At 40.0% G+C, this 24,065-nt stretch carries 26 protein-coding genes, 1 other RNA gene and 1 riboswitch; of the genes, 5 read left to right on the forward strand and 22 right to left on the reverse strand.

Annotation, left to right across the window (positions count from 1 at the left end; genetic code table 11):
- Positions 1–20: 20 nt before the first annotated feature.
- Entirely contained in the window at positions 21–722 is a 702-nt protein-coding gene (locus tag ID12_RS14610) for an AIM24 family protein (RefSeq protein WP_007500832.1), read from the reverse strand.
- 267 nt (positions 723–989) lie between these two features.
- Here ID12_RS14610 and cspD point away from each other — a divergent pair, with 267 nt between their 5' ends.
- Entirely contained in the window at positions 990–1,190 is a 201-nt protein-coding gene (gene cspD, locus ID12_RS14615; RefSeq protein ID WP_003215784.1) for a cold-shock protein CspD, read from the forward strand.
- A gap of 51 nt (positions 1,191–1,241) precedes the next feature.
- Here cspD and ID12_RS14620 read toward each other — a convergent pair whose 3' ends face one another.
- From ID12_RS14620 to ID12_RS14630, 3 genes are all read right to left on the reverse strand, one after another.
- Positions 1,242–1,424, reverse strand: a complete 183-nt coding sequence (locus ID12_RS14620; protein ID WP_008346368.1) for a hypothetical protein — start codon at positions 1,422–1,424, stop codon at positions 1,242–1,244.
- Between the two features lie 171 nt (positions 1,425–1,595).
- Positions 1,596–1,778 carry a zinc-finger domain-containing protein gene (locus ID12_RS14625; RefSeq protein WP_008346366.1) on the reverse strand — a complete coding sequence of 61 codons (183 nt, stop codon included), beginning with the start codon at positions 1,776–1,778 and terminating at the stop codon, positions 1,596–1,598.
- 1 nt (position 1,779) lies between these two features.
- On the reverse strand, positions 1,780–2,451 hold the full coding sequence (locus tag ID12_RS14630) for a ribonuclease H family protein (RefSeq protein ID WP_050827315.1): 672 nt from the start codon (positions 2,449–2,451) through the stop codon (positions 1,780–1,782).
- 94 nt (positions 2,452–2,545) lie between these two features.
- On the opposite strand from ID12_RS14630, the gene ID12_RS14635 reads away from it, so the two are divergent.
- The 3 genes from ID12_RS14635 to ID12_RS14645 are packed head-to-tail and all read left to right on the forward strand — an operon-like array spanning position 2,546 to position 3,801.
- Positions 2,546–3,235, forward strand: coding sequence for a queuosine precursor transporter (locus ID12_RS14635; RefSeq protein WP_007500834.1), 690 nt, complete (start codon positions 2,546–2,548; stop codon positions 3,233–3,235).
- Position 3,236: 1 nt separating this feature from the next.
- A complete protein-coding gene (locus ID12_RS14640) occupies positions 3,237–3,632 on the forward strand; it encodes a reverse transcriptase-like protein (protein WP_017359712.1) in 396 nt (131 codons plus the stop codon).
- A 43-nt stretch (positions 3,633–3,675) separates the two neighbouring features.
- Positions 3,676–3,801, forward strand: coding sequence for a hypothetical protein (locus ID12_RS14645; protein ID WP_008346357.1), 126 nt, complete (start codon positions 3,676–3,678; stop codon positions 3,799–3,801).
- 40 nt (positions 3,802–3,841) lie between these two features.
- On the opposite strand, the gene ID12_RS14650 is transcribed toward ID12_RS14645, so the two are convergent.
- The 7 genes from ID12_RS14650 to ID12_RS14675 all read right to left on the reverse strand — a co-directional run bounded on the left by ID12_RS14650 (position 3,842) and on the right by ID12_RS14675 (position 11,640).
- Complete coding sequence (locus ID12_RS14650; RefSeq protein ID WP_046343814.1) at positions 3,842–4,729, reverse strand: 5'-3' exonuclease; 888 nt, start codon at positions 4,727–4,729, stop codon at positions 3,842–3,844.
- A 275-nt stretch (positions 4,730–5,004) separates the two neighbouring features.
- Entirely contained in the window at positions 5,005–5,268 is a 264-nt protein-coding gene (locus ID12_RS14655; protein ID WP_008346351.1) for a YpbS family protein, read from the reverse strand.
- Between the two features lie 41 nt (positions 5,269–5,309).
- On the reverse strand, positions 5,310–8,903 hold the full coding sequence (dynA, locus tag ID12_RS14660; RefSeq protein ID WP_050827316.1) for a dynamin GTPase: 3,594 nt from the start codon (positions 8,901–8,903) through the stop codon (positions 5,310–5,312).
- Between the two features lie 132 nt (positions 8,904–9,035).
- A complete protein-coding gene (fbpC, locus tag ID12_RS19625; RefSeq protein WP_306172627.1) occupies positions 9,036–9,143 on the reverse strand; it encodes a Fur-regulated basic protein FbpC in 108 nt (35 codons plus the stop codon).
- 64 nt (positions 9,144–9,207) lie between these two features.
- Positions 9,208–9,717 (reverse strand): isoprenylcysteine carboxyl methyltransferase family protein, encoded by a 510-nt coding sequence (locus ID12_RS14665; RefSeq protein WP_017367476.1) that lies wholly within the window; start codon positions 9,715–9,717, stop codon positions 9,208–9,210.
- Positions 9,717–10,814 carry a type III polyketide synthase gene (locus ID12_RS14670; protein ID WP_050827317.1) on the reverse strand — a complete coding sequence of 366 codons (1,098 nt, stop codon included), beginning with the start codon at positions 10,812–10,814 and terminating at the stop codon, positions 9,717–9,719. The genes ID12_RS14665 and ID12_RS14670 overlap by 1 nt, the downstream gene beginning before the upstream one ends.
- Before the next feature lie 319 nt (positions 10,815–11,133).
- Complete coding sequence (locus ID12_RS14675) at positions 11,134–11,640, reverse strand: GrpB family protein (RefSeq protein ID WP_046343818.1); 507 nt, start codon at positions 11,638–11,640, stop codon at positions 11,134–11,136.
- 606 nt (positions 11,641–12,246) lie between these two features.
- On the opposite strand from ID12_RS14675, the gene ID12_RS14680 reads away from it, so the two are divergent.
- Positions 12,247–13,101, forward strand: coding sequence for a polysaccharide deacetylase family protein (locus ID12_RS14680; protein ID WP_017359718.1), 855 nt, complete (start codon positions 12,247–12,249; stop codon positions 13,099–13,101).
- A gap of 64 nt (positions 13,102–13,165) precedes the next feature.
- Here ID12_RS14680 and pbuX read toward each other — a convergent pair whose 3' ends face one another.
- From pbuX to ID12_RS14725, 11 genes are all read right to left on the reverse strand, one after another.
- Entirely contained in the window at positions 13,166–14,485 is a 1,320-nt protein-coding gene (pbuX, locus tag ID12_RS14685; protein ID WP_007500846.1) for a xanthine permease PbuX, read from the reverse strand.
- Positions 14,482–15,066, reverse strand: a complete 585-nt coding sequence (gene xpt / locus ID12_RS14690; RefSeq protein WP_008346333.1) for a xanthine phosphoribosyltransferase — start codon at positions 15,064–15,066, stop codon at positions 14,482–14,484. Before xpt ends, pbuX begins: the two co-directional genes overlap by 4 nt.
- Positions 15,067–15,184: 118 nt before the next feature.
- Positions 15,185–15,284, reverse strand: a riboswitch (purine riboswitch).
- A 335-nt stretch (positions 15,285–15,619) separates the two neighbouring features.
- Positions 15,620–17,125: a carboxypeptidase M32 gene (locus ID12_RS14695; protein WP_048001898.1), complete on the reverse strand. Its 1,506-nt coding sequence runs from the start codon at positions 17,123–17,125 to the stop codon at positions 15,620–15,622.
- 127 nt (positions 17,126–17,252) lie between these two features.
- Entirely contained in the window at positions 17,253–19,190 is a 1,938-nt protein-coding gene (locus ID12_RS14700; protein ID WP_050827318.1) for an ATP-dependent DNA helicase, read from the reverse strand.
- A gap of 75 nt (positions 19,191–19,265) precedes the next feature.
- Entirely contained in the window at positions 19,266–19,463 is a 198-nt protein-coding gene (locus tag ID12_RS14705) for a hypothetical protein (protein ID WP_008344634.1), read from the reverse strand.
- 105 nt (positions 19,464–19,568) lie between these two features.
- Entirely contained in the window at positions 19,569–20,723 is a 1,155-nt protein-coding gene (locus ID12_RS14710) for a THUMP domain-containing class I SAM-dependent RNA methyltransferase (protein WP_050827319.1), read from the reverse strand.
- 109 nt (positions 20,724–20,832) lie between these two features.
- Positions 20,833–21,214, reverse strand: an RNA gene (gene rnpB / locus ID12_RS19080) — RNase P RNA component class B.
- A gap of 60 nt (positions 21,215–21,274) precedes the next feature.
- The gene (gpsB, locus tag ID12_RS14715; protein WP_008344631.1) at positions 21,275–21,580 is read right to left on the reverse strand and encodes a cell division regulator GpsB; all 306 of its coding nucleotides are present in this window, start codon (positions 21,578–21,580) and stop codon (positions 21,275–21,277) included.
- Between the two features lie 75 nt (positions 21,581–21,655).
- Positions 21,656–22,198 (reverse strand): SLOG family protein, encoded by a 543-nt coding sequence (locus ID12_RS14720; protein ID WP_336737221.1) that lies wholly within the window; start codon positions 22,196–22,198, stop codon positions 21,656–21,658.
- Positions 22,199–22,247: 49 nt separating this feature from the next.
- A complete protein-coding gene (gene cotD / locus ID12_RS19085; RefSeq protein ID WP_072368252.1) occupies positions 22,248–22,484 on the reverse strand; it encodes a spore coat protein CotD in 237 nt (78 codons plus the stop codon).
- Positions 22,485–22,798: 314 nt separating this feature from the next.
- Complete coding sequence (locus ID12_RS14725) at positions 22,799–24,046, reverse strand: ribonuclease H-like domain-containing protein (RefSeq protein WP_046343825.1); 1,248 nt, start codon at positions 24,044–24,046, stop codon at positions 22,799–22,801.
- Positions 24,047–24,065 lie beyond the last annotated feature (19 nt).

Below are 24,065 nucleotides of genomic sequence, written 5' to 3' on the forward strand. Positions count from 1 at the left end.
TGACGGACACCTTTTTTCTTTTAACCTTGATTCCCATTCGTTGTATACACTTCTTCAAACGGCTGCACGACAACAAAGCCACTTCCGCTAAACTTCATTTGAATGGACTCTCCGCTTCCCCTGCCAATAAACGTTTTGAACGATACATCTGTCACAAATTCAGTCTGCAAATCTCCTGACCATGCGACCGTCGCATTCGGATCTGTATAAACAGAATCACCTGGCTGAACAATCAGCGTCAGCGGTTCGTAATGACTTGTGATTGCCACAAGACCTGGTCCTTCAAGTTTGACATTAAATAATCCGCCTGCAAGCATGCCAGATACCTTTTTCATTAATTTAATATCCCACCGAACTGACGGTTCAAATGCGAGCAGGTCGTTTCCATTAACGAAAATAGACTCCCCTTGAGCCAATCGAAGAATCGAGATTTTTTTCCCTTGGTCTGCTACATATAATTTCCCATCACCTGTGGCCTTCATCAAAGAGGTTCCTTCTCCTGATAACATTTTTTTGAACATCTTTGAGACACCGTGTTCAAACACACCTTCACGTTCAAACTTTATTTTCCCGCGATATGAAACCATGGAGCCTGTTTTTGCCCAAATGGTATCTGTTAAATTAATTTCTAACAATCTTGGTGTTTCAAGTTCAAAGACCCCTTCACCTTTGTCTTCTTGCTGCGTATTCTGAACAAACTCCTCAATTGTGTAACGATTCATGACGCACCTCTTTCTGTATTTTTACTATATACGGACAAGTTATACGTTAGGTTTCATGAGATTAGGACGTTTTATAGATAAATGTCATTCACTAAAAAAACAAAAAAATCAAACATTCTGCTCAAAATTTGGCTTGCCTGCTTGACGCTTTACTTTTGATGGTGTATAGTGGAACCATCATTTAACAACTGCTTAAGTCGTTAGGTGATGAAAAATTTTTTTTAGTATGCCAAAAGGTGTGCTACAGTACTAGGAGGAAAAAGCAATATGCAAAACGGTAAAGTAAAATGGTTCAATAATGAAAAAGGTTTCGGCTTCATTGAAGTTGAAGGCGGAGACGACGTATTCGTTCACTTCACAGCTATCGAAGGTGACGGTTACAAATCTCTAGAAGAAGGACAAGAAGTTTCTTTTGAAATCGTTGAAGGTAATCGTGGACCTCAAGCTGCAAACGTAACAAAAATCTAATCAACTCAATCAATGATGAAACGACAAAATAAAGAGAGGCGTATGCCTCTCTTATTTGATTTTCAGCTGAATTTCAATCGCTAAAATATTTTGCTTTAATCTTTGTTCAATTTCAGAGATATCTTTTTCGAGAAAAGGTCTTCCCTTCTTTGCTACATCTACCAGTTGCTCTAGATCACTGTACACCTCTTGAAATGTTCGATGTAATACCGTTTCAAAATCCTTATTATCCATGCCGGCCTTCCCCTTTTCCTCTATTATCCGTCACTTAGTCAAAAAGTAACTCAACCAAAACTTTCTATAGTTATATCGGCTCATTTTTCAGAATATGTTCTTTTTTTACACATTCTATTCGTTTTTTTTCGTGAACGCGTGATACATCTAGGGGAAAACCGGAGTGTATGCTTATTTTTTGAGTAATTCATTCCCGTATTGTTTGATCTTCTCTCCTACCGTGCATTGCTGTATACAAAAGGAGTGCGCATATTTTTTGCCAAATTCTTTACGAAAGTGCTTCTTAATCAAACAATCTGAACAATACGTGTCTTGAAGATCTGTTAATTCTTTTACTGCTGTTTTTTTATCCACTTTATTCAGCTCCGTCTGCTTCTAATTTCAACTTACTTTCGATAGGGACGTCTGCAAGTATCTGTCTGGCAAGCTGATCTGCTTCTGCATTTTGTTTACGATCGATGACTTCATATGTTGGCGTGAGCTTCAGCTCTTTGATCGCAGCCTCAATTCGGTCGAGCCATTTGTTATGTATATCATCATAACAAGGCCATTCCCCTTTGAGCTGATTCATCACCACAAGAGAATCTCCTCTAATCGTAACAGAGTTTCTGCTGGCTCCCAGTTCTTTTAAAGCTTTTACCGCTTCAAATAAAGCCGCATACTCTGCCTCATTGTTCGTGGTGCTCTGAAAAGGCTGATTCTTCCTTAATCGGTATGCATCCTGTCCGAGCTGATAATACACGACAATTCCAAGCCCAGCATCACCTGTTTCTTTGCGAAAACTCGCATCAAAATAGACCTGAAGCTGATCGGGTTCAAGCCTAAGTTCTTCGTTTAGCTTTTCAAGTTCTTTCGTCGACCACATCGCACCCTTTTCATCTTCAAATGATAGAAGTGACTGCGGTTCTTTTTTGTCTATATGTTTTGCTAAAAGCAAGGCCTCTTTGAGCTCCATCCAATCTTCTTGGAAAAAAGCAATGGACCCAATCGTTTTCACTTTCATTGTATAGTGCGCTCTTAGTTTCATTGATCACATCGCCTTCCCATACTTTTAAGGTAAACGTTCGTTATGCTATAATCAAAAAGTTACATTTTACATTTAGAAAGGAAGTTCATGTCACTTGTTTAATGAAGGTATTTGGATCTTATTTGCGATCATTAATTTTATCATTGTTCTTCTATTTTATAAAGGATTTGGCAAGATGGGGCTTTTCGTCTGGATTGGTTTTGCAACAGTTGCTGCCAATTTACAAGTGGTCAAAACCGTTGAATTATTTGGCTTAACAGCAACACTTGGCAACATTTTATATGGCAGTGTGTTCTTTGCAACGGACGTCCTCAATGAAAAATATGGACAAACCGAAGCGAAAAAAGCTGTCTGGATTGGCTTTGCCACCCTTTTAACATTAACTGTTGTCATGCAGGAGGCTTTGCTTTTCCATCCCGCTCCATCTGACATTTCCCAATCATCATTAGAAACGATATTTGGCTTTATGCCAAGGGTCGCTCTTGGTAGTCTTGCTGCTTATATCATCAGTCAAATGTTAGATGTTTATGTATATTCGTTTATTCGCCGGATATTTCCTTCAGATGGTGCGCTCTGGCTGCGAAATGCGGGGAGTACAATGATTAGCCAGCTACTTGATACACTCGTTTTCACAACCATTGCCTTTCTTGGGACCTACCCATTCCATATATGGATCGAAATTTTCATCACGACTTATGTGATTAAATTTATCGTCGCTGCCATTGGCACACCTTATGCCTATGCGGCGAAAAAAATGGTTCCGATTGATGAAAGGGGGAAATAAATTGCCAGCTGAAATATATATTGACGGTGCTAGTGCCGGAAACCCAGGTCCATCTGGCATCGGCATATTCTTGAAATATGACGGAAAAGCTGAGTCTTTCTCCATTCCTCTTGGCATCATGAGCAATCATGAAGCAGAGTTTTCCGCGCTCATTGAAGGCATGAAAATTTGCGTAGAAAAAGGATTACGGACCGTTTCATTCCGCACTGATTCACAAGTAGTGGATCGTGCAGCCAATGCAGGATTTGCTAAAAATCCATCTTTTCGTCATTTTATCGAAGAAATGCTGCAGCTTCAAAGCGAATTTGATTTATTTTTCATTAAGTGGATTCCGAGCAAGGAAAATCAAGTGGCTGATCAGCTCGCTAGAAAAGCGATTCACCTTTCAAAAGGATGAATCGCTTTTCTTTTGGTTATGCTAATGTGTGAGGTGATACGAATTGGATAAAGAGAACAGAGGCCGTGTCACAAACGGAACGACTCCTCAAGGTGATGCGCAAACAAAGGATAAACAGCCAATATCGCAATTAGAAAATAAGGCGAAAAAAAGCAACACAAAGGGCTAATACATGTAGCCCTTTGTTTCTTTTCTGCGTAAGAACAACCTTAACTGATTCCTAATTGACTTAAGCGGTTAACCATTGGTTCGATCCCTTTAATTTGATGCAAGCAAAGCATTGCCGCTGCCCGCTCTGGATTGATGTTCATTTTTGTTTGATCAATCGGACAGCTGAGTGGTACATCACATTTAATTTCTGCCAGTATACGAGAAAGCTTCAGATCTTCTAAACCTGCTTGCATTTTCTTTTGCTGAGCTGCCGTTAATGCATGAACATTTTCTAACAGTCGATCAATCGTTTCATACGTTTGAATAAATTTCAATGCTGTTTTTTCGCCGATTCCTTTTACACCAGGGTAATTATCGCTAGTATCACCCATCAGCGCTTTCATATCAATCAGCGCCTTTGGAGAAATGCCCATTTCCTCTTCAAAAAGGGCTTTTGTATAATGCTTATAATTCCCGATGCCTTTTTGCATTAAAGCCACGGTCACTTGTTCATTCAAGATCTGCAGCAAATCTTTATCTCCTGTTAAGACAGTCACATGTGCTTCGTTTTGATAGATTGATGCAAGCGTTCCAATACAATCATCTGCTTCAAAACCTTTCACACCAATGTTCATGATCCCCAGTTCTTCTGTCGCCTCTTTTGCTAAATCAAACTGCGGGATAAGCTCAACAGGCGCCTCGCCTCGATTGGCTTTATAATCTTGAAACAATTCGTTCCGGTATGTCTGGCTCCCCATATCCCAGCAGCATACGATATGAGTCGGCTCAAATGTTTGGACAGCTGTTAACAAATGCTTCAAATAACCATTCACTCCATTTGTCGGCACACCACGATCATTTATCATAAAATTGCGATGGACAGCCGTCGCATAAAACGACCTAAAAAGAAGTGCCATTCCATCTACAAGTAATACGTGTTTATTCATTCATCTAAACTCCCTTTTTATAAACAATACTCCTATTCTATCATAGAACATCGAAACGAACATAAAAAAGGCGCCTTCTTCTTTTTGATAAAGAAGAGGCAGCCCGATTACTTTTTACCATATTGCATTTTTTTCGTTTCCGCTTCTGCGTAGGATCGCATGTCTTTTTCCTTCGGCATGCGCTCCTCCTGCTGCTTTACGTTTTGCTTTTTTGCCATGATCATTCCCCTTTCTGGTTCATTTGTTAAGATGACCAAAAATGAGAAAGTTACTCTTTACTTCTGTTTACGCTGGGTGTATTCCTCCACCATCTCAATCGTGACATGTTTACGAAGCGGAACAATTCCGCCTCGGGCAAGCTCATTCATTTTAGACGTAATGGCATTGATCTCATCTGTTGAAAATGGTTCATTGTGTTCACATTTTTTCACAGCCGATTCAATCGCCTGCTCTCTTTTTTGTTCAAGTGCAAGAAAAGATTGGATATGGGCATGTTGTTTCTGTGAATGTGCAGAAATTTCTTCGTGTACGCTCGTCATCGTCTATCAGCTGCTTTCTTTTTTATATAGTCTATCATGAATCATATCGTTTTCAACTGGTTCTTCCATTCATTTGTTTGTTCATAAACTTGTTCAATGATCGCCTGTTTTTCAGCATCTGTTGTAAGGCTCGTCATAAATGTCTGTTTTTGCTCATTGAGCTGTTGTAGAGCATCTTGTTCGTACCTTTCCGTATAGGTCTTCACTAGCTTTTCATATCTGCTCAGCAACTCTTCTTTTTCGTTATCTGCCCAACGTGTTGTCATTTGATGTAGAACATCTCGAATGGCTTCAATAAACGTAGCCTTTTCATTTTGCTCAAAAAAGGCTTTCGCTGATTTTTGTTTCTTTAAAAGCGGCTCAAATGGTGCAATCTCTGCTTCGACTTCAATTTGTTTTAGCTCACCGTTTTTCTCCTCAGGGGCTGACAGGCTGAGAGAAAAGTAAGGATCTTCCGCACATGCAGCCTGCATCCCTTTTTCCCACTCCTCTTGGAAATAATGGTGGATAAACGATTCCATTCGGATATCAAGCGCCTTGAGCTCCTGCACAAATTCAAATTCATACTCCTTTAACGCTTTCTCAAGTGCCTTTTTTAACTGCTGACCAAAATTCCCTTGAGATATGCCAGGATAAAAGGCCGACTTTAACAGATCATTCGCAAATAATGAAAGCCGCTGTACAATATGATAGAGCTGTTCATGCACGTCTTTTTTTACGCTTTCGGTCACTAGCTTAGACCGTTTCACATCTTGCATTTTTTCGAGAATGGCTTCATAGGATGTCTTGATGTTTTTCTTTTCAGCTTCTTTCTCATCTTTTGATTGATGCAAGGTCGCACGTAGTCTATCGACCGTTGTACATAATGTACTAGCTTCAAAATGCAAAAGTTCAATGGCATCTTTCGTTAATTCTTCCTCAATAAAATAGTCGAGCTGTTTTCTCAGTGTTGCATATTGATTATAAGATGTCGGCTCTTTCCCTTCGATCTCTTCCTTACTAGACACATGATGCAGGTTTGGATTGCGGATGCCTTCTTTTGTGAGCTCGCTTCGTACATAGTCAAATACGGTTTCAAGCTCTGCTTGATCCTTAGCCAAATCAGCTGCATTGATGATAAAGAACATTTTATCCATGCTAAAGGAATCTTTTACGAGTCCAAGCTTCCGTAAAAATGAGCGATCAGCTTTTGAGAAAGAATGCTGATAATACGTTAAATAAAGAAGGGCGTCTGCATCCTTCATATACTGGAAGGCGATTTCTGTATGACGCTTATTCATACTGCTTGCACCTGGTGTATCGACAATCGTCAGCCCTTTATCTGTCAGAGGTGTACTTAAATACACCGTCACTTCCTTCACCACACAAGAAACAGATTCTTCCGCTACATAAGGCTTTAATTCTTGAAGTGTGACATGTAAATTGGTTTGGTTGTCAATGTCATCATGAAACTTGGCATAGGCTTGTAGAAAATGTTCTACAATGATTCGGTGATCCTGTTCGAGCTGCCGTTTTTTCAGCACTCTTTCCAGCTTTGCCTTAAACGAATCTCCTTTTTCTGTTGAGATCGAAAATCCAAGAATCTGATCGAGTTCCTCTAGAATGTCCTGCTTGGTTTTAAACACCACTTTGACACTTTCATGAGGATGATCTTCCGTAGGTCGTGTCAGTTTGTTAATTGTTGCAGTTGTTGGCGTAGGAGATGATGGTAACACCTTCCGTCCAACAAGCGCATTGGCAAAAGAAGATTTTCCAGAACTAAAAGCGCCAAATAATGCGAGTGTAAATTCTTTTGCCTGTAGCCGTTCTGTTCGTTTTTCAAAGGAATCTCTTTGAGACTTTAGAATATCTAAAGGCGATAAAATGCGGGAAAGCTCTTTAAATTGTGCAATCGATTGTGCTGTCGTTAAATGCTGCGATTGACGGTAATGATTGCGCTCTGTCCGGTCAGCAGCTAGATCGCTCTCTTCAGCATGAATTGATGCGTGATTCTTCTCCAGCTGGTCGTGCTGCATCCATTGCTTTTTCGCATAAAACCAGTCACCCGGGATATGTTCATCCGTTCCGTTTTGCCAAATATCCCATATATGCTGAATATCTAGTCTTATTTTTTCATTTTTTTCGTTGTACCCCTCAAGGCTCTGAAGCTCTTGTTTCGCTTGTTTCCATTTTTCCTCTTGCTTCTCTTGTTCATTCCGGAGCTGGTCTTTCAAGGTCTCAATCATCTGTTCAATCAATTGAAGCGCTTGCTGTTTTGCCTGTCTTTTCAATGCTTCACCAGCATCTTTCGCATATTGAAGAACGTATTCGTTAGAAAAAGTTGCCCCTTGGTGAATGACCTTTTCAAGCACGGATTCTTCAATAGGTGTCTCAAATGCCATGGCTTTGTCTAATAACGCTTCGCCAAGCTGATGCTGTTTTATTTCTTTTTTAAGGAGCTCGGCAATGTGCCAGTCAACTTCCGCTTTCATTCTCTTTTTTACATCTGCTAAGAAATCATTTGCCCGCTTTTCCTTTTCCTGCTCGGTTTTATTTTTTGCAAAAAGTAAACCCACTTTAAAGCCAGGTGCTTTCGATTCGATATAGTCACTTGCAAGCTCTCGCATCTTAAATGGCGTGAGGTTTGCATTTTTTAAGATGTTCTCTACTTCAGAAGACACTTCATCTTCTACCTGCTTTGCACCATTTTCAATAAATCGGCGTTTCTCTTCTAGTTCTTTCACTTCATTCCTTTTTTCTTGAAGGTGCTTATCAAGGTCCTCTTCATGCAGTTCTTCTTTTAACGAGTCCATATGTTCTTTTAAAACATGTTCAATTTTCTGCTCTGTATAGGCTCGAAGCGATGCTTTAGGCATGGTTTGTAATTCTTGTAGTTTCTTCACTAAACGGATCATTTCGTTTTTTGGGTGTGCCTCATCCGTCACAGAAGTAAAATATAGATGTTCTTCTTCAATGCCTTCTTTTAAAAGCATCTCAACGATTTGTTTTTTGTAGTCTTCAAAAGTTGTCTCTTGTTCATCATGCCGATCCACTTGATTGACGATGAAATAAAGATTAGGCACTTTCTCTTTAATCGAGCGAATGAAGCGAATGTTTTCTTCAGAATGGACATGGTTATAATGAACGACATAAAAAAGAGCATCCGCTTGATGAAGAATAGAAGCGGCGGATAAAAAGTGCGCATGATCCGTTGAATCAATTCCCGGTGTATCGATGAGTGCCACTTTTTCTTCAAGTCCACTATAATCACCGCTAATTTCCACCATCTCAATTTGTTCCCCATCTTTACAAAAACGCTGCACCGCTTCTTTATCATAAGAACCGCTCATTTTTGCAAAACGTCCATCAGACGTATGGAGCTGAACTTCACTGACCCCTTTCCTGACAACAACCAAGTTTGCACTCGTTGGAATTGGGCTTGTGGGTAGGATGTGATCATGAAGAAGATGATTCACTAGTGATGACTTACCAGCAGAATAGTGGCCGGTAAATGCGATATACACTTCTTCTTCAGCTTCCTTTTTCATAATAGATGCAAGTTTGGCTGCACGCTCGTGATCATCCCTTTTCAGAAGGCTTTGATATAAAGCACCTGTAGTTTGAACGAGCGAATCTCGAATAGACAAGTCTTTCATGACGATAAACCCCTTTGTTTTTAGAAAAGTCAGTTATGTATGTGTACCATTTTACACAAAATAAAGAGATTTTTCTTCTGATCTGAGGAAATAAAAAAAATCTGCTGCCCGATCAGTCACAATGGACTGCAATCAGGAAGCAGATTTTTTTGAAACACCTTTTAATACGAAGCCAATCAATAAGCTGTATACACAGACCGTACCGAGTAAGAAAATCATTGTCATGTGATCACCGTCCATCCTTCATGATTGAGAATGTTTATCATTAATGAAAGTGTAGCACAATTGATAATGATTTTCAATATTAATTTAGTAAATATTGATTCAGTGCTTTTTCTTCTGTTTGTATTCTGACCATCATCATCCATCCATTTAAACAAGTAAACAAAATGGCAGTAATAAATGCGTTAAATAGCAGCGGAATGAACATCAGTTCAATCGCCACCACCACATAGTTAGGATGTTTTAACCAGCGATACGGCCCCTTTTTCACAATCATCGCATTGGGAACGACTAGGATTTTTGTATTCCAATACGTCCCAAGTGAACATAGTGCCCAGTACCGAATCACCTGGGTAGCAAGCAGGAACACAAGCAGCAATAGGAAAAAACGAGACGGTTGACGATGCAGCAGCCATGTCTCTCCAATAAGCGAGAGGAAAAATGCTGCATGCATAGCGACCATATAAGGATAATGGCTTGCACCAAATTCGATCGCTCCGATCGCCTTCACCTTCTTTTCATTTCTTTTCGCCACAAGCATTTCAATGAGGCGCTGACAAATGAAAATGCCAATCACTATCCAGAAAATCATCACGAGAGCCCCTCCCATTTCATGAGCAATAATTCTGACGAAAAGCCTGGACCAAGTGCTCCGCAAAGCCCCACCTGTCCTGCATCTAGTGACTGATGTTCAAGAAAATGCTTTATCACATATAAAACGGTGGCAGAGGACATGTTTCCATGCTGTTTCAGAACCTCTTTTGAAGAAAATAGCTGATGATCTTGTAAAGATAGGCTTTCAAGATAGGCATCAATCACTTTTTTTCCTCCAGGGTGAGCAAGAAAAACGGATACATCCTCTGTTGAAAACCCTAGCTGATGTAAAAATTGATCCACTTGCTCTTTTAACCACCCAGAAATGAGGGACGGAATATCACGTGAGAAGATGACCCGAAATCCGTCGGCGGTAAAATCCCATCCCATCACATCCTCAGAATCTTTCATGGTCACTGACTGCGTACCAAGCACTTTAGGTACTGTTTTTAACCGCGTATACTTAGAGGCAGCCTTTTTTCCAGTTAAAAGAACGGCCGCAGTCCCGTCACCGAACAGTGAGGTTCCAATTAAATTGCTTTTTGATTGATCTTGCGGCTGAAAAGTGAGGCTGCAAAGCTCGCAGGCAACAACTAGCACTTTCGCTTCTGGATACGCCCTGATGTATTCATAAGCTCGGGATAAGCCTGCCGCCCCGCCCCCGCAGCCTAACCCCCAAATCGGCACTCGTTTCGTATAAGGAGAAAATGGAAGAACATTCATCAGCTTTGCATCAAGACTTGGCGTTGATAACCCTGTACTGGAGATGAAAAACAAAGCATCAATCTCATCAAAAGGAACTGGCTTTGTAAGGAACGCTGTTTCATGCAGACAGTGAAAAACGGCTTCTTTCGCATGTGCCAATGCTTTTTCGATATAGAGGTTGTTTTTCTCTTCAAAAGAATGATGTTCTTGATACCAATCAATAGACTGTACAAACTGCCTGCTCTCTATTTCGCCATTATTAAAAGCTTTTAATAGCCGATCAATATCTTTAAACGATCGTTTAAATTGAGACCTTGCAAATTGAGCAGCTGCTTGCTGATCCACATGATGTTTTGGCAGACTTGTTCCAACTGAAAGAATGTATGCCATCGGCTTCACCTCTTTTTTCGGTTAATATCCCCAATCAAAAAAAGGATATACATGCCAAAACGACACAATTCAGTCAAAATATTTTCCTCCGTCTAACTTTTTGTCTTGACGACAATTGATAAATATTGGATAATATAGGTGAAAACATGATGTAGTTTTCCTCCTTCACAGGTTCGTTCCAAGCCAAGCGAACCTGCTTTTTTTATGCAATTTAAGTTCAAAAATAATGTTGATTTAATGAAAAATAAAAGAACTCCGTTAATTGGGAGTTCCTCTGTGAATGACCTCTCTTAAGAACATCTAAAGAGCAAACCCTCACCTAAATCTTTTCAAGGATTGACTTAATAAAATCAGTTTTTTCATGTGCGTATTTGTGTTTGTCATTTCCATGTAAACTTGATAATTTAAGTTTAAGCTGTTGGTACTCACTTCTAGCTTGCTCATTATTTCTCAAGTAATCTCTGAAATTTAACTGTTCAAGTAAATACTTATTATGTCTTTGGTACATATGGATTTGATGTGTTCGTGGTTCTCCTTTATTAAAGTAGTGTCTTTCGGGTAATACGTTTGTTCCTTTATATGAGTAACCGAGTCCTTCCAACGCTATTACACATTTTTCTCCATCAAAAAAATGTTCTATTTCAATTGCAATATCAATAATTGGCTTAGCGCTTAAACCTTTTACTGCCGTACTTCCAATATGATGTACATTGATTGTGTATTGACCAATATCAGCTATTATCTGGCGCTTTTCTTTTTCATATTCGTTTTTCCACTCCATAGACCAAGGTACTAAAAAAACTTCCCCTCTTGGTAATCCTAACATTTACTTATCCCACCTTTTAACACCCATTTGGAGAATGTTAATAAACCAACTTTATCATAAGTCCCATATGGAGAGAGCAGACAGATTTCAATAATCATCCTATTCGTTTAGATCTATTTCTTGGTTGATGTCATTCAATACGATTCTTAACAATTCACTCTCATCTTAGTTTTATATCTAAAGAACAAACATCCCTTCAACATTTTGTACGGTAAGAGCTTTTCTCTATGTATTTCGCGATTGATAGCCTCTATCTCCAATATCCACATGAGCATCCTTTTTTTCAATGAAATCGTCATTTTACAACACTTTCATACGGAATCTACTTTCACTTCGCATTAATGGTTAAATCTGTTGCTATCTTAGCGTATAAATATCAACGTTTCGATCATATTCAGAATTATTTCATTTAAACATGGATGGATCACCTTTTTTCTGATCAACACAAATAAATAACCATAAAATGCTAATTTATTTGATGATTATATATAAAAAGGTGTTTTTTTCCTGTATACTTAATCAATATGAACACCATGAAAAACAGTGAAAAAAGACAGAATCTACTACATGATTCGGCACAAAATTTAATTGACTGGAGTGATTGTCATGAAAAAGGTGTCCAAAAAACAAACACCCTACAACACGATATTTCTCTCGAAGATAATTGGTTTAGTGCTTCTTACACTGTTTCTCTTTTTTATCTGGGATATGTCTAAACCCCATTTGCAGGCGACAAATGGGCAAGCAAAAATTGTTACTAGCAGTGACTTCCGAGACACAAGTATCAGTCTGAAAGCAAAAGATCAGTCTACAAGAACATTGGATCAACAATTTAAGACCAATCCAAACCAACAGACAACGAATAAAACGGTCTTTTTAACATTTGATGATGGCCCTTCTGCTACATCAAATCAGCTGTTAAATGTCTTAAAAGCACATCAAGTGAAGGCGACATTCTTCATGCTTGGACCGCAAATCCAAGCTCACCAAGCAGCTGTGAAAAGACTTTATCAAGAAGGACATCAATTAGGGCTTCATGGCATGACGCATGATATAAACCGCTTTTATCAAAACAGTGAGTCTCCCGCAAATGAAATGAGAGAAGCTCAGCTCATTCTTGCTTCTGTTACAGGCGTTTACACCCGTCTTGTGAGAACACCTTATGGCAGTGTTCCAAATTTAACATATGATCAAAAAGTACGCTTAAACCAATATGGCTTTATTTACTGGGATTGGACGATTGATAGCCTTGACTGGAGATATAAAAACTCACAATATGTTCAAGAGGTATTGGATCAACTGCAAATGTTCGAGAAAAATAAACCATTTGAACCAAAAGTGATTTTAATGCATGATCAACCCTCTACCACGAACTATTTAGATAGCCTGATTACACAACTAAAAGCAAGGGGCTATACATTTGCAGTCATTAACGAAACAATGCCACCGGTACAACATTAATAACACTAATCACAACAAGCCCGTATCCAAAGGATGCGGGCTTTCAGCTCTCCAAGAGAAGTGATCACATAACAGATTGCTTAGGTTCTTCCATTAGCTCCTGCTCTGTTTCTTTTTTAAAAGGAATCATGTGATAAATAATATGAAGCAAAATAGCGGTAAAGCTTCCGGCGACAATTCCGTTACTTGTTAACAATTTAATCGATTCTGGCAAATGCTCAAACATTTGCGGCACAACCGTTACTCCGAGCCCGATGCCAACTGAGCATGCGACAATGAGTAAGTTTTCCTGTTTGGCAAAATCGACGCGTGAGAGCATTTTAATCCCATACGCAATGACCATGCCAAACATGGCGACCATTGCACCGCCTAGAACGGATTTTGGAATAATCGTTGTAAATGCCGCGATTTTAGGAAAAAGGCCAAATACCATTAATAATACACCTGTCACCACAATGACCTGATTTTTCTTCACACCTGTTAATTGGATCAATCCAACGTTTTGGGAGTAGGCTGTGTATGGAAAAGCGTTGAAGATACCGCCTAATAAAACGGCAATTCCCTCTGCACGATATCCCTTTGCTAAATCCTTCTCTTTTAATGAACGATTCGTTAAATCTCCGAGCGCAAAGTATACACCCGTTGATTCGACTAATGACACAATGGCAACTAATGTCATTGTCATGATTGGTGCAAATTCAAAAGTAGGCAGCCCAAAGTAAAAAGGCTCAATGATGCGGAAAACTTGTGCATTCGCCACTTCTGCCGTCTCCACCTTCCCTAAGAAAGCAGCAACTGCTGTCCCAAGTAGAATGCCGATTAAGATGGCAATGGCTTTCATGAATCCCTTTGTAAATCGATAGAGAAGGACAATGATAAACAATACAAGAAAAGCAAGTCCAAGATTCTCAAAAGAACCATAGTCTGCACTTCCTTCACCACCTGCCATATTGTTCATGGCGACCGGAATTAAGGTAATTCCAATGATCGTGACGACGGAACCTGTGACAACGGGCGGGAAAAATTTCACAAGCTTCCCAAAGAAAAATGAAAGAGCAATGACAATACACCCTGCGGCGATAATACTTCCATATATAGACGAAATTCCATATTTAGATCCAATCGCAATCATAGGAGATACCGCAGTAAATGTACAGCCTAGTACAACAGGCAAACCGATGCCAAAAAAGCGGTTTTTCCATACTTGAAGCAGTGTGGCGGCACCGCACATGAAAATATCTGCCGAAATTAAGTACGTCAGCTGGGCTGGCGTGAGCCCAAGCGCATCTCCAACAATGAGCGGGACAAGAACCGCACCTGCATACATCGCCAGTACATGCTGTATCCCTAGCGAAAGGGTTTTGGCTTTTTTAGCGGCACTCATGATTGTACCTCGCGTACAAACGTGACTTTTCCTTCCTCGAGCGATTCGATACGTGCGAGTGACTCGACTCTATAGCCCATTTGCACAAGTTCTTTTCTTCCAGGCTGGAATGATTTCTCGATAACAATTCCAAAACCAGCTACTTTTGCTTTCGCTTGCTTTGCGATTGCAGCTAGTCCCTTAGCGGCTTCTCCATTTGCTAAAAAGTCGTCGATAATTAACACACAATCATCCTCACTAAGGTGCGTGTTAGAGACAGCAATCGTACTTTCTACTTTTTTGGTAAAAGAATACACACTTGCTGTCAAAAGGTTATCCGTTAAAGTCAGTGATTGCCGCTTTCGGGCAAAAACAACTGGCACATGAAGGGCAAGTCCAGCCATGACAGCAGGTGCAATACCAGAAGATTCGATTGTGATAATTTTAGTAATTCCATCATGCTTAAATAATCTAGCAAACTCTTGACCGATCTCATGCATTAACACAGGGTCAATTTGATGATTTAAAAAAGCATCTACCTTTAGCACTTGATTTGACAGAACGATTCCTTCGTTCTCGATCTTTTGACGTAACAATTCCATCATTCTTCCTCCCAGCATATTAGCAACTTTCATTTTTTTGCATAAAAAAAGCATTGCTGTCCATTAAGGAGCAAGCAATGCGAAAACGATCCACGGGATCTTCAGCTCATACAAAAGCTGTTTCATTTTGCTCACTCATAGTCGGACGGTATCGGTGTCCGGTAGAAACTTGCGTGCCATTATCACGCGATTATATGAGTGTTATAGTGTTCAAATTATAACAAGATTTCAGACGCTTGGAAAGCACTTTTCTAGAAAAATACCGAACTTAAATAATCATTAAGCTTTAAACGTTCGTTTTTAGAATATTCAACCAGCAAAAAAGCACCCTTCTGATTAAAGGGTGCCTCAGATTGTTGACAAAGGGCTAAAATGAACTTGATTTTAGCCCTTTGTCTTCTTTTCAGCGTGATAGAAAACCTTTGCAGTCTAGGAAGGGCGAGCACCGGAGCAGAGCGAATTTAACATTCGTGAGCACCCACAGACCCTGACAACGAATGCGAGGGTTTGTCTACACGCTGAAGCACCCTTCTGATCAAAGGGTGCCTTTCATTTATGATAAATATAGTTTCGTGTACTTATCTGTTAAATAATCAATTAAGTATTGAACATTTAATTCTTCACCAGTTGCGTCTTGAATGATTTCAGATGGCTTTTTCCGTTTTCCATGCTGATGGACATGTTCAGTTAGCCATTCTTTTATCGGTGCAAAAGACCCATTTTGAATCAGTTCATCAAAATTCGGTAAATCTTTGATCATTTGCTGCTTTAATTGCGCCGCATACATATAACCAAGTGCATATGAAGGGAAATAACCAAAACTACCATCTGACCAGTGAACATCCTGCAAAATACCAAGCGCATCGTTAGGCGGCGTAATGCCAAGATATGCTTTATATTTTTCATTCCATAACGCTGGCAAGTCTTCAACGGCTACTTCTTCATTGAAAATGGCCTTTTCAATTTCATAGCGAATAATAATGTGAAGCGGATACGTGAGTTCATCTGCTTCAATTCGAATGTAAGTCGGCTTCGATTCATTCACCGCATGCACAAATTCTTCTAAAGTGACATCTTTAAATTGTTCAGGAGATGCCTCTTGCAGCTTTTGATAATACGTTTTCCAGAAATCTTCATGTCTGCCGATAAAGTTCTCAAAGAAAAGAGACTGTGATTCATGAATACCCATTGATGTGCCGTCACATAAGAGCGTTCCGCTCAGTGCCTCATCAATATTTTGTTCATAAATGGCGTGGCCGCATTCGTGAATGGTGCCAAAGATCGCCATGCGAAAATCGTGCTCATCATAACGCGTCGTCACACGTACATCCCCTCTGCTTAATGTCACAGCAAATGGATGAACCGTTGTATCAAGTCGTCCTGCGTCAAAGTCATACCCTAACTCTTTTAAGAAAAAGAGACTCAGCTCTTTTTGTTTGTCGATCGGGAAGCTTTTCGATAAAAATGATGTATCTGGTTTATTTGGCGAAGCTTCAATTTTTTTCACGAGAGGAACGATGGCGTCTCGAAGTGCGCCAAATTTTTGATCGAGTTGTTCAACCGTCATATCCGGCTCATAATTATTGAGCAGCACATCATATGGCGTTTTTTTCACGCCCCAGTATTGAATGAAACGCTTGTTAAAATCAATCAGCTGTTTTAAATAGGGCGCAAAGAGTGAAAAATCTGATTTCTCCCTTGCTTCTACCCAAACATGTTCTGCTTTTGATTGTAGAATGGAGTATTCTTTAAATTCTTCTTTTGGAATTTTACTGTTTTCATCATATTCTTTTTGCGATAATTCGAGTGCCTTCTGTGTGTCTTTTGACAGCTCTTTTTTTTCTTTATTTAAAGCAACAAGAAGATCTTTCATTTCATCAGAAGTCTTCATATTAAAGATATCGCTGGATAATTGACCGATGGTTTCTGCTCTGAAATCAGCGCTTTTTTTAGGCGCTTGTGTTCGAGAGTCCCAATAAAGTAAATGAAGCGCCTCTGTATAATGGGCGATTTTTCCTAGTAATTGATAAAACGCTTTCTCTTTTGATTCAAGACTCATGCGTTCGTTCCCCCAATCAATAAAATATGTATGTACGTTTCAAGGCTACTTCAATAAATGTTCTTTTGTCAATGAAAAAGGAGGATACGCTGCTCGTATCCTCCTTTTGTTGAATCATTTTCTATTATTAAGAGATAACTGGCCTCACCGGAAGAACGGATTCAATTTTACTTTGTAGCTCAATATCTTTCTGACTGCCAAAGTAAATATGAATGCTGCCAGCATCTTGGCTTGTCCGAATCAGTCTCCCAATGCCCTGCCTTAGACGAAGCAGCATGTACGGAAGGTCCACTTCAGTAAATGGATCTTTCGCTTCATTCCGTTTTGCTTCAAATACTGGGTCATGCGGTGGATATGGAAGTCCCCAAATGACCACATTTGTTAGAGAATGTCCTGGAATATCCAGCCCTTCCCACAGGTGAACGGAACATAACACAGATGTTTCATCCGCTTGGAACTTTTGAACAATGGTACTGATCTCCTCGTCTCCTTCAAAATACACATGGAAAGGCAGTGGTTCATTTGATGCATCGAGCTGCTTTCTAAATACATGCAGTTCATCAAATGAAGGGAATAAAATAAGAGATCGACCGCCATTTTCTTTTACCTGAGCCAGCACGTGCTGACCTTTTACATCTGACTCTGTCATTGGCTGCTGAATTCCGTGGAAATACATTTGCATTTGCTCCTCATAATCATACGGCGAAGCCACACTCATAGATAAGTAATCTTTGATCCCAAGGCTTTCAGCTAAATAATCAAATGATTGGTTTTCAGACAATGTTGCAGACGAGAAAATATAAGGGATTTTTTGCGAAAATACCTTTTCACCGAGCACTTCTGCTACCGTTTTTGGCATGACGACAAAGGTTGTATCTAATTCCTGCTTCTCCAGCCAGCTAATGGCATTTTTCTGATAAAGCGACAGAGAATACGCCATCTGTTCAATGTACTCTTCCACAACAGACAATTCATATTGATCAATTGTGTACATCTCTGATTCAAATACGAGCGCTTCTCCAATCTTCTCAAGCAAATCACATAATTCACTTGCTGAACGCTTCACCTCATCTACACGACCAATTTCAAGACGGTGTGATCCTTTGATTTCTTTGGCATTCGTTTTTAAGAGGTAAAAGAACTGATCGTTTGTTGCAAGTGCATCTTCAACAAGTTCTGCAAACTCTTCACGAATATCATTTTGCAAAAGACGTTCCAAAAACGTCTCTAGTGTTGATTGCTTCACTCGGTATGTTAGCGCTTTTTGTGCTGCAAATTCAAGAAGATGTCCTTCATCAAATACAACAGAGCTATGCTCAGGAAGGAGCGGCAGCTGTCCTTCACGTTTACGTGACTCCTTTGTCCATACATGCTCCATGTAAAAGTCATGAGAACAAATGATGAGGTCTGTGGCTTTTCGGTAATGGTCTCTTGATAAATTCAAGCCACAGCGGTGCCGCATGTCGCACGTTAAGCAGTCCTGAAAAGAGTCATAACCAATTCTTGACCACTCATCATTTGTTAATTCTGGATACTCTTTTCGATCACCGTACGGATAAAATGTCTGCATCCCATGAGATTCATGAACAAATGAAGGAAGCGATTCATAAATGTCGAGCCACTTCTCATCATCTTCACGTTGCATCGTTTTCTCTAGTTTCTTTAAGCACAAATATTGATCATGCGATTTACTTAATCTCGCATCTATTTGAATATCAAGGTGATTGGCAATTTTATAGATATCACCTTCTTGTTTGACGAGCTGTTCAATTAACGTTTCGTCTGCACATGCAATGATCGCAGGTTTCCCTGTATATCTTGCATATGTGACCGCAAATAAAAGGTAAACGATTGTTTTGCCTGTGCCTACCCCAGCTTCGGCAAACATCACACTTTTTTCTTTAAAGGCTCTTTCTAACTGAAAAGCCATGAATATTTGTTCATCTCGAAGATCAAAGCCCTTTTCTGGCAAGATGTCATAAAACACATCACCAATCCAGTTGCCCAGTTCTTCGTAAAAATTATGTTCTTTTGTTAATGAAAAAGGCAAACGAGATGCTGTCACCTGCTTCAACCCCCAACTTTTGAATCATTCAGACATTCAATAGTAACATTTATGCTGGGGTATGACAATCTTTTTTTAAGAGCGCAGGCGATGCTGGTAGCTTTCCTTCATTAAAAATGCGTGCTCTGAATGGTCTATGTAGTTTTGAGCCATTGCTAAGTTCTCGATGGCTGCCGTAAGTTTAGCAGATTGTCCTGTTTCAACCCCTTCTATTTCTCGGGCTGTTGAAGCGAGTGCTTTTTGAATTAACTGAAATTGATCATAATGAATCATGAAGACACCTCTTTTTTTAAAATCAAGTTCAGTTTATTCCGTCCCATCAAGACTTATACCTGTTTAGCATAAAAAATCCACACCTTCTCGTGGTGTGGACATTTGTTACGATTCAGTTGTTTGCTTTCTAGGCCGGCGTTTTCCCCAGTATTGATAATAGTCTGTTTTAATAAATCCATTAAACAGTTTTCTCTTTTTCGTCGCTTTTCTTCCGAAGCACTCTTCGAATTTTTCATGTGACGTTAAGATGTAAATGGACCACGTATCTAGGTTCTTCAATGCTTCGCCCATTCCTTGATACATTTTTTCCACAGCTGGCTTATCGCTGAGACGTTCACCGTAAGGCGGATTTCCGACAATCACACCATACTCATCTTTTGTTTGGAAGTCTTTCACTTGCATTTGCTTAAATTGAATCAGTTCACTAAGTCCAGCTTCTTCTGCGTTCAGTTTCGCAATTTCTATCATGCGATGATCAATATCGCTCGCGATAATGCGAAGCGGCTGATCATAGTTCGCCTTTTCTTCTACTTCAAGGCGTGCTTTGTTCCAAACGTCCTCACCGATCCATTCCCATGATTCAGATGCAAACTCCCGGTTAAATCCAGGGGCAATGTTTTGTCCAATCATCGCTGCTTCGATGGCAATTGTTCCTGATCCGCAAAAAGGATCGACAAACGGACGGTCAGGTGTCCAGTTCGTTAATAAGACAAGCGCCGCTGCAAGGGTTTCTTTAATAGGCGCCCCGCCTTGATCTGCACGGTATCCACGTTTATGAAGACCCACACCAGACGTATCGAGCGTCAGCAATACTTTATCTTTTAAAAGCGCTACCTCGATTTTGTATTCAGGACCCGTCTCTTCTAGCCATTCAGACTGTATGTTGTAAGATGATCTAAGTTTTTGCGCGATAGCCTTTTTGACGATACGCTGACAATCCGGCACACTGGCAAGCTGAGATTTAACAGATTTACCAATGACAGGGAATGTACTATTTTTCGGTAAAAAAGCGGCCCAGTCAATGGCTTTTGTCTGCTCAAAAAGCTCGTCAAATGTCCTGGCCGAAAATTCAGCAACTTGGACTTTGATTCGGTCTGCTGTACGCAGCCATAGATTCGCACGGCAAATGGCAAGTGCATCTCCTTGAAAAATGACTTTTCCATTATCTACAGTGCACTCATACCCGAGGTCTCTTACTTCTTTTGCAACAATCGCTTCAATTCCCATTGGCGCTGTTGCGATGAGTGTATAGGTTTTCATTTGTTTATCACCTGTTTTCTCGTTCTATTCTGTAATCAAGATAAAAGCTCTCCATATGTAGAAATAGGAGAGCTTTGATTTCATCATGTTTATGATAACGGATATAACGTTCTGTAAGCCATGTTTTGTTCCATCGTACTGCAAACGGCAAAAGCCTCGTACTCAGGTGGTAATCATCTATCTACAGAATTCTCTGTCCTTCTCTCCGTTTGGTTCCTTTGAGAAAGTTCCCCTACCAAGTTTGGGTTTCTCGCTCGAGGGGTTTACCGCGTTCCACTCTCACCATTTCTAGTAAGACTTCGTCACTGTGGCACTTTCAAGGATACTTTGCCATATCCTAAAAGGACGTAGGCATTTTTCCTGCCGTCAGCCTTTCCCAGGCTGCCCTGGCTTATTTTTTCGCCAGGCACGAACACTACGGGCATCTCAGCACCGTGCGAGCATGGACTTTCCTCTGCAATGTCAAAGCATTACAGCGATTACCCGAACGTTAATCAACATGCGTTATTATAAACGACAATGTCATCTGACACAAGCTTTTTTGGTATTACTCAATCATAAAGTTTGCTGCCGAAAACGTGTTTCTCAAGATTAGATAGTCTTTTTAAAATATCAAAGTTTGTTGTATTGGACTGTGCAGGCTGTCTTTTCCCTTGCTCAACCGCTTCTTCAAGCTGTTTTGACAAGTGAAGGTTTTCTTGTTGGAGTTTTTCAATTTCTTGATGGAATGTCTCATAGTCTTTAATGACCATATCTAGAAATTTATCGACTTCTTCTTGTTTATACCCTCGGACACCTGTTTTAAATTCTTTTTCTAAAATTTCTTTCGCAGAAAGCTTTACTTTATCAGCAAGCATCTTTTTCACCTCATATCGTGAATTCATAGTATATTTTTTCAGAAATACGTGACGTTGTCAAATTTTCTCTTGCTTTTAGTCAAAAAACGGATCTTCCGCCTCAACCTGTGCTCTTAAATCATCCATTGTAATATACATAATTGGGTAGTCGGTATAGGTTTCAGCTTCTTTGATCATATATTTTGGCGAGCCTTTATGCTCGGGATCATATAAGACGAGAAGGCCGTCCGTTTTTTCAATAAAAAAGCGGTTCTTTTGTTTAAATTGTGCCGGACTTTCATACGGTCTATGCGTGACACTTTCTACAAAATCAGCTTGTGCAAGAACGCCTTCATACAGCTCTTTATTTTGTTCATTCCAGCGCTCTTCCTGTTCATAAAATGGTGTAATGACAGCAAGTTTTAAATCTGGGTACTCCTCTTGAAGCTCAAAGACCACTTCAGCTGTCCATATTTCTGCCCCTAACTGACCTGAAATGAGCACCCATTCTAGCCCGTCTTCAATGAGTGCCGCCAGCCTTTTCCGAAGTTCCGCTTTTATGTATTGAAGTGCAGGCTCGTCTTGTTTGAAGATCCCAAGCTCAAATGGCTTGTACCCTGTGACAGCGATAATTTTCATTTTTTCACCTGCTTTTAAAAAAAGGGACTTATAAAAGTCCCATTTCACTTTATCTGTTACAGCAAGGTCCACCGCAGTTAAAGTGTTGATGTGTTGCCGGGTCCACCTGAGAAAACGTATGCGGGAAGTAGTGAACATGTTGGAAATTTTGGTGATGAACATTTGTTACATGCTGCGGGTGGATGTGCGGCACAATTGTAGTTGACTCACTATGCGTACAGCAGTGATTCGTTGGATGTACAATTGGCTGTGTAACATTTGGATTGCAATGATGATGATGGTACATGTAGCATTCCCCTCTCCTTGATTTTCTTACATTAACAATGTATGAATCAAGAGGTGTACATGTACTAATGCATTAACCTATTTTAAAAGTTTGCAAGAAAAACATCTTTATAGTTTGAAAACACAAACGCGACCAATATGACAACAAGAAAAAACAAGTAGAAAAGACCCTTATACATGCTCTACGCTCCTCATTCAATATCTAACGTTATTTTACAGGATTCGTGACTTTTCTACAATAAAAGTGCTAAACAATTTTTATTTTCGGCCGAGAGCCGAACGTTGTCATTTTTTGCGCTTTCCCAGGCAATAATTTCATTGCCCAGCTTTTCTTAAGAGCCGCTTTTCTCGCTTGTCAAGTTCCACAATGTCTCGTTCACTTAAAGACGGTTGTGATAACAATGTTTGGGTAATGGAAAGGGCTGCTTTTGGATCTTTTTGGCGGTGTTCTTCATACTTTGCTAGCTCTACACCCGCTTTTAATCTTAAATGAACATCACTTGATTCAAATAGACGCCTCCATATGCATGCCGCTTTATCCCATTGTTTTAACCGCTTGTACTGTAATGATAGATCATAAGCTGCTTGATCCGCATGCTCAAACGCTGCTCCCGTTAATTCTTGCAGGTGCTTTGTTGCTTCCTGCACATCACGGTGAGCAAGATGCCACTTAGCTAATGCATATTTCTCATCGTCTTCCTTCACCGCATCTTTGGATAAGATTTTTTTAGACAAATGAATGTAGAGACTGATTAACGATAAGACATCAAGTTCATTGTGAGTCAAAATTCCTTCAATCAGCTTCGGGTTTTGTTCCTTTAAAAAGTGAAAATAGATCATTGGTGCGAGGAACCCCGGTGTATCTCCCTCTCGATTGACGTGCAGTTCCTCTTTTTCTACAACCGAAAGAGCCATACGCTCATATTTATGTTTCCACAATCTCCTTGACCCATGGAGAAGGTCAAAATGACCAAATTCAGGTAGAGCAGGTATTTGATCACGTAATAATGTATGCCTCGTTTTGACTTGAGGCCAGTCGAATGATTTCCCATTATATGTCACAAGTGATTCGACATCCACCTCACTAAGAAAGCTTTTGTAAAGTGCCGCTTCATTTCCTGGATTCGTGAGCAGATGTTGTTTTACCACCACTTTATCTGAATAAACTCTCGCATGCCCAAGCAGAAAAATCATATTTCCCGTTCCGCCAGATAGTCCTGTTGTTTCTGTATCGAAGAAAAATAGCTCGTGAGGCTTGTAGCCTTTTGCAGAAAGAGAATGCTGAATCTCACTTTTGTTCCATGCACTCACCATCTCCGGCAGTTCTGCAAATGAATATCGCCCATGCTGATGGTCAAGTGGATAGGTCACTTCCCGAATGAGGCAGAAAGAGTCTTCAAAGTAGTAAGGAGCTGCACTTAATTCCCCCCACTCTTTTAGAAATGGAATGGTTTCAGCCGTCACAGTGTGCGTTTGTCCCTCTTTTACTGCCACACGCTTTTCATCTGACTGATTGTGCGACAGGTGTTTTTTCATTCTGTTTAATTTTCCTTTTAATGACATGAGTACGTCTATTCCCCCT

Origin of the sequence: Bacillus altitudinis (assembly GCF_001191605.1) — a bacterium.
Lineage (GTDB): Bacteria > Bacillota > Bacilli > Bacillales > Bacillaceae > Bacillus > Bacillus altitudinis.